8 protein-coding genes are annotated in these 6,380 nt (G+C 67.0%); 6 read left to right on the top strand and 2 right to left on the bottom strand.

The window, feature by feature from the left end:
- The 6 genes from NUU27_RS08235 to NUU27_RS08210 form a co-directional block, all read left to right on the top strand.
- Positions 1-995 (top strand): iron chelate uptake ABC transporter family permease subunit (locus NUU27_RS08235; protein WP_257761605.1); only part of this gene is annotated, 995 nt, incomplete at its 5' end.
- On the top strand, positions 992-1,750 hold the full coding sequence (fhuF, locus tag NUU27_RS08230) for a siderophore-iron reductase FhuF (RefSeq protein WP_257761604.1): 759 nt from the start codon (positions 992-994) through the stop codon (positions 1,748-1,750). The genes NUU27_RS08235 and fhuF, both read left to right, overlap by 4 nt.
- Before the next feature lie 157 nt (positions 1,751-1,907).
- Positions 1,908-3,413 (top strand): FAD-binding oxidoreductase, encoded by a 1,506-nt coding sequence (locus tag NUU27_RS08225; RefSeq protein ID WP_308219954.1) that lies wholly within the window; start codon positions 1,908-1,910, stop codon positions 3,411-3,413.
- Positions 3,414-3,422: 9 nt separating this feature from the next.
- Positions 3,423-3,830, top strand: coding sequence for a DUF4383 domain-containing protein (locus tag NUU27_RS08220; protein ID WP_257761602.1), 408 nt, complete (start codon positions 3,423-3,425; stop codon positions 3,828-3,830).
- On the top strand, positions 3,830-4,906 hold the full coding sequence (locus NUU27_RS08215) for a hypothetical protein (RefSeq protein ID WP_257761601.1): 1,077 nt from the start codon (positions 3,830-3,832) through the stop codon (positions 4,904-4,906). The genes NUU27_RS08220 and NUU27_RS08215 overlap by 1 nt, the downstream gene beginning before the upstream one ends.
- A gap of 13 nt (positions 4,907-4,919) precedes the next feature.
- A complete protein-coding gene (locus NUU27_RS08210; RefSeq protein WP_257761600.1) occupies positions 4,920-5,234 on the top strand; it encodes a hypothetical protein in 315 nt (104 codons plus the stop codon).
- A 26-nt stretch (positions 5,235-5,260) separates the two neighbouring features.
- On the opposite strand, the gene NUU27_RS08205 is transcribed toward NUU27_RS08210, so the two are convergent.
- Both NUU27_RS08205 and rhaM read right to left on the bottom strand, forming a co-directional pair.
- A complete protein-coding gene (locus tag NUU27_RS08205) occupies positions 5,261-5,944 on the bottom strand; it encodes a class II aldolase/adducin family protein (protein ID WP_257761599.1) in 684 nt (227 codons plus the stop codon).
- Positions 5,945-6,042: 98 nt separating this feature from the next.
- Positions 6,043-6,360 carry an L-rhamnose mutarotase gene (rhaM, locus tag NUU27_RS08200; protein ID WP_257761598.1) on the bottom strand — a complete coding sequence of 106 codons (318 nt, stop codon included), beginning with the start codon at positions 6,358-6,360 and terminating at the stop codon, positions 6,043-6,045.
- Positions 6,361-6,380: the final 20 nt, after the last annotated feature.

Here is a 6,380-nt window from a genome sequence, read left to right as displayed (position 1 = left end):
CCCCGCCGCAGGCCGCATCTGCGCCGCGGCAGCAGGCGCTGGCCCGCCCCGCCCGCTGGATCATGCTTCTTGCAGCAGCCCTGTGCATCGCCATCCTCGCCGCGCTGGTGGTCGGCCGCGATCCGACGGGGGCATGGACGGTGTCGACGGGAGCCGCATTGCAGGACCTGCTGCCGTGGCGGTGGCCGCGCGTCCTGGCTTCCGTCGCCGCCGGCGGCATGCTCGCCATGGCAGGTGTCATCCTCCAGCGCTACACGGGAAACCCGATGGCGAGCCCCGAGGTTCTCGGCGTCTCCTCCGGAGCGGGCCTGGGGCTGGTCGCCTCGCTGTTTCTGGCGGCGGCGCTGGGCGATGCGTTGCAGACGCTTTGCGCGGCAGGCGGGGCCGGCCTGACCATGGGCGTGCTTCTGTGGCTGTCGCGCACCGCGCACCGCAACCCGACCCAGTTTCTCTTGATCGGCGTCGCCCTGACGGCTTTCCTGGCGACGCTCTTCGCCGTGCTGATGGCCTCCGGCGACCCCAGGATGCTGCAATTGCTGCCGTGGATGTCCGGCTCGACGCATGGCGTCCTGCCGGCCGAGGCCGTTCTGGCGCTGATTCTGGCCGTCTGTTTTCTGCTGATCGCCCCGCTCACCGGCCGCTGGCTGGAAATCCTGCCGCTCGGCTCGGAAGCGGCGCGGGCCCTCGGTGTCGATCTGCGCCTGAGCCGCCTGTGCCTGCTGGTGCTTGCGACGCTGATGACGGCGGCGGCGACGCTGCTCGTCGGGCCGCTGACCTTTGTCGGGCTGATGGCGCCGCATCTGGCCCGGCAGGTCGGCTTCGTGCGCCCGCGCCCGCAACTCCTGGCCTCGGCGCTCCTCGCGGCGCTGATGATGCTCGCCGCCGACTGGCTGGGCCGGACCATAGACTTTCCCTGGCAGTTCCCCGCCGGGCTGATCGCAACCCTGCTTGCGAGCCCCTTCCTCCTGTGGCTCCTGTCGCGGCGTCCGGCATGACCATGGCCGCCCCCACGCTCTTCGAGGCATTGCAGGCGGCGGCGCCGGGGCAATTCGCCTATTGCCGGAACCGCATCCTCGCACACGCGCCGGACGACCCGGGAACGACCCTGATCGACGGGCCGGCACTGCTCGATCCGGTGCGGTTCGAGGCGATGCTGCGGCCTTTCGTCGAAAAAGCCCCGGGGGCGGACCGGCGCATCGTGATCTCCATGTGGAGCCTCTACTATTTCAGCGCGCTCTTCATACCGGCGACGCTCGGCGCCCTCGTCCTGAAACGGACCATGCCGCTGGGGCTCGGCGAAACGCGAATCGTCTTCGACACGAAGGCCGGCACGCCGAAAAGCTTCTTGGTTACCGGGACCGGGCCGGTCGGAACCGGCGACATCCATCGGCGCATGCGGCCGGTCATCGAGGACCATGCGGCGCCGGTGATCGACTTTCTCAACGCCTATGCCGGTGTCAGTCCGAAGCTGTTGTGGAACAACATCACCCCCTATGTCGCCTGGGCCATCGACGAGGCGGCGTCCCACGTCGATCCCGCCCTTCGGGATGAGGGCTACCGGCTGCTCGATGATGCGCGCGGCGCCGACGGGGCGGCCAATCCCTTCTTCGGCCTGATGAATCGCACCGGCCTGGACGGCGAGGGGCAACGCCGCCGCAAGGTCTGCTGCCTGCGCTACCTCCTGCCCGGCGTTGCCTATTGCGGCGCGCTGTGCCCCGTTCCCGAAAGCCGCATCCAGCGCCAGCAGTGAGCCACGGCTTCGCGGTTTTCGGCCGGGAAACCCACAGGAATGAAGCGGCCGACGGTTTGCCCGGGCCGACAATCAACATTAAGTTGCACGGCTGTTTGCGGCGTCGCGCATCGAGCTGCGTGGCCGTTCAGTGGGGGATTCCTACGGCATGACTTCAATGAAGAACAGATCGGGACTGACGCGCAGGGCTGTCGTCGTCGGCGGCGCGGCGATTGCGGGCGCCGTCGCCGGGCGCACTTTCCTGATGCCGTCGAACCATTCCGGGCCGGTCTTCCCGGCAAGCGCCGAGGTGGCCGGCAGCGGGGCCACCCTGCTGAACGATGCCAGCGAATTGTCGCCGACCCCTGTGATACGGCACATCACGGTGAGGCAGGCTCCTGAAAGCGCCGTCATCGACGGATTGCGCGCGGCGATCGCCGAGGCGCGCGCCGAAGGCCGGCCGCTGACGGCGAGCACGGCCCGCCATTCCATGGGCGGGCAGAGCCTGGCGAGGAACGGCACCGTGCTCACCCTCGACCAGGAATGGCTGGAGGCGGATACGGCGGCGCGCACCTACCGGGTCGCGGCAGGGACACGCTGGTCGACGGTGATCGCCAGGCTCGACGCGATCGGTTTCTCGCCGGCCGTCATGCAGTCCAACAACGATTTCGGCGTGGCAAGCACGTTTTCGGTCAATGCGCATGGCTGGCCTGTGCCCTTCAGCGGCTGCGGCGCAACGGTGCGCTCGCTCAGGCTTCTCACGGCCGACGGCTCGCTCGTCACCTGTTCGCGCAGCGACAATGCCGATCTCTTCAACCACGCGATGGGCGGCTACGGCCTGTTCGGTGTCATCACCGACCTGGAGCTCGACATGGTGCCCAACACGCTTCTGGCTCCGACCTTCGAGCGGCTTTCGGGGCAGGCCCTCGGCCAGCGCTTCGCCGAGGCTCTTGCCGCCGACCCGTCGATCGAGATGGCCTATGGCCGCATGGATGTCTCGCTCGACCGCTTCTTCGACGATGCGCTGCTGATCACCTACCGACCGGTCGCAGACCAGTCCGACATTCCGCCGGCCAGCGGATCGGGCTTCATGAGCTACATGGCACGCGACATCTTCCGGGCGCAACTCGGCTCGGACGGGGTGAAGCATTTCCGTTGGTGGACGGAAGCCGCGCTCAACCCGGGCATCGCCGGCAGCGCCACCCGCAACAGCCTGATGAACGAGCCGGTCATCACGCTCGACGATCGCGACCCGTCCCGCACCGATATCCTGCACGAGTATTTCGTGTCGCCGTCGCGCTTCGCCGATTTCGTCGAAGCCTGCAAGGAGGTGATCCCGGCTTCCTACCAGCAGCTTCTCAACATCACGCTGCGCTATGTCGATACGGATCGCGACAGCGTGCTCGCCTATGCGCACGAGCCGCGCATCGCCGCCGTGATGCTGTTCTCGCAGGAAAAGACCATGCGCGGCGAGGCCGACATGGCCCGCATGACCGAAGCCCTGATCGAGCGGGTGATCGCCGTCGGCGGCAGCTACTATCTGCCCTACAGGCCGCATGCGCGGATCGACCAGTTGACGCGTGCCTATCCGCGGGCGACCTCGTTCGTGGCGGCCAAGAAGGCCGCCGACCCGGAGCTCCTGTTTCGCAACGGCCTCTGGGACAACTATCTCTCGAAGATATAGGAAAATGCGATGTCCAAGCTTCGTCTGATCGCCGGCCTCTACGCGCTGGCATTGCTCGGCGCGGCGGCGCTGAACTACATTCCAGGGCTGACGGACGAGCAGGGCCGTGCCTTCGGCATCTTCGCCCTCGACATCTATGACGACAGCCTGCATCTCCTGTCCGCCCTGTGGGCGGCCATCGCGGCATGGCTTTCGGCGCGGGCCTCGCGCGCCTTCCTGTTCTACTTCGGCATCCTCTATTTCGCCGACGGCCTGCTCGGTCTCGTCACGGGGTCCGGCTATCTCGATCTCGGCATCGTCAATTACGGGATCGTCGACCTGCCATTCGGTTTCAAGATCCTCGCCAACCTGCCGCATCTGTTCCTCGGCGGGGCGGCGGTCCTTGCGAGCCGGGTCTTCGCCAGGGAGGCGCCCTGATGCGCCGCCTCCTGAAGGGTGTTGCGGTCGTCCTCGGCATCCTGCTTCTGCTGGTCGTGCTCCTCCTCAGCCCCGCGGCCTATGTGGAGGCCTTCTGCCACGGCGACCGGCAGCTGCAGGCCTATGAGCCGCTGATCACGGAGCCCGACAGGCAGAGGCCGGAAGCGAACACCTATCTGACCTACCCGGAATGGCACATCGTCTATGCGTATGACGGCCTCGCCGAGACGCTGAAGTCCGGCGACGAGCACCGTTTCGACTATTGGGCCGCGATCAGGGATTTCTGGGTCGCCGATTGTGCCCTGACGCGGATCGCCGATGCCCATGGCGGCGCCGACGGCGCGACGCGCATGACGATCGCCACCATCGGCGTCAGCTTCACCCTGGAGATGGGCCTCAAGGCGGCCTATGAGGAAACCCTCGGCCGGCTCGCCGCGCTCTGGCGCGGGACGCAGAAGACGCCGCAGGACGTCGTCGCCCGCGACATGGCGGCCGACTACGCGGCCTTCCTGCGGCAGGTGCCGTGGTACAAGTACCCCTTCCAGCGATCCGTCGATGCGCTCTGGGCAGCGCCGGTCGAAGAGCCGCTCCGCGGCTGGGAGCGGCGCCTGGCGCTCGGGGCGGAATGGAAGGCGAAGACCGCCTATGCGGGCGCCATCGCCAGCGCCGTCACCGCGACGGGTGAGGCGAAGCTGACGATCTTCACCCTCGTCTCGGGGCTGCCGGAGGAGAGGCTGGCGGCCATCGACGACGTGACGATCGCCGACCGGATGCCCGGCGGCGTGCTCATCGAGACGCCGCGCTACGACCGTTTCACGCACATCCTGTCGGATATCGCCCGGGCGGGCGGAACGATCGAGGAGATAGCCGGCAATGACGACATCATGCTGACGATGACCGCGGCGCCGGGCGACGCCGGCGAGAGCCTGCCGAAGGGAGATCTCATCACGCGTTTCCGGCGCGCCGGGTTCGCCACGGAACGCGTGCTCATCTCCGTCAAGGTCAGGGACCTGGCCGATATCCTGCGCGCCATGCCGATCGCCGATCCGGGCATCGAGCACGTTTTCGACTACTGATTGGCACCGGGCGATGCGCAGACTGTCCGGCATTGCGAGAACGATCGGGGTCCTGGCGGCGCTGCTGGCCTTCGTCTATGCGATGTCCGCCGCCGTCTTCGCCGTCACGGGCGAGGCGCCGGCCGCTTTCGTCGTGCACCCGCCGGGCGGAACCCCGGCGAACCTGCCGGACGATGTCGGGATCCTGCGCTGGGAGAAGCACTATGCGGTCGTGACGAGCGATCGGCCCGACTATGTGCGCCGGCTTTATGCCTCCGGCGCGCTCATGGTCCTGCCGTTTCGCAAGAACGGCTGCCTGGCCCTTTCGAGCGAGGAAGGCCCGGCCTGAAGGCCGGGCAAAACCCGCCTCCCTTGTCAAGCATCACGCCGACGCGGCGTGTCGTTGATGCCTTCGGCGTCCGGCGCGAGGCCGTAGCTCATCCTCTTCATCTGCTCGATCACGCGGGCCATCTCCTCGTCGGACAGGATCGGCGGTTCGCCGAGAGCGAGGGCATGGACATACATGCGCGACAGGGTCTCCACCTCGATCGCCAGCCAAAGAGCGAATTCCAGCGTCTTGCCGAGCGATATCTGGCCGTGCTGACCGAGCAGACAGGCAAGACGGTCCTCGAGCGCCACCAGCGCGTTGTCGGACAAGGCCTGGGTGCCGAAGGTTGCGTATTTCGCGCAGCGGATCGTCGTGCCGCCGGCCACGCCGGTCATGTAGTGGAAGCTCGGTATGGTCTTGTAATGGCAGGCAAGCGTCGTCGCATAGATCGAGTGGCAGTGCAGGACCACGTTGACGTCTTCGCGGGCCCTGAGGATGTCGCGATGGAAGCGCCATTCCGAGGACGGGAGACGGCCCGAATAGGTGCCGTCGAAATCCATCTCGACGATGTCGGCGGGCGTCATGATCTCGTACGGCAGCCCTGAGGGCGTGATCAGGAAGCCGTCCTTCGTGCGCACCGACAGGTTGCCGGCGGTGCCCTGGTTGATGCCGCTCGCATTCATGCGGCGGCAGATCGATACCATCTCCTCGCGCAGGGTCGTTTCTTTCATCGTCTTGCCTTTCGGTTTTCGTTCCCGGCGGGAACGGTATGCCGCCCCCTGAAGCGGCTTCTGGTTGCAGGAAACCGGCGTTCCATGCGCCGGTGCGGTCAGTCCATGCGGAACACGTTCTGCAGCGGCACGACGAGCGGCGCGTTGTCCGCGTCGTGCTGCATGATGTCGGCCATGTAATCCCACCAGCGGCGGTTGACCTCGGTTTGCGGCAACGCATCCATCGTGTGGTCGTCGCTGCGCAGCAGCGTGGCGAACAGATGGTTGGTCTCCGGGTCGAGCCAGATCGTGTAATCGCAGATGCCGGCCTCGCGCAGCGCGGCTGTCATCTCCGGCCATATCGCCTCATGCCGCTTCCGGTATTCCTCCGCCTGGCCGGGATCGAGGATCATCCGGAAGGCGATGCGTTCGGGCATGGGATCTCTCCTTTCGGTTC

Source organism: Nitratireductor sp. ZSWI3 (genome assembly GCF_024655565.1).
Lineage (GTDB): Bacteria > Pseudomonadota > Alphaproteobacteria > Rhizobiales > Rhizobiaceae > Nitratireductor.
The sequence above is the reverse complement of the archived record's forward strand: the minus strand, read 5'-3'. Positions and strand labels throughout refer to the sequence as shown.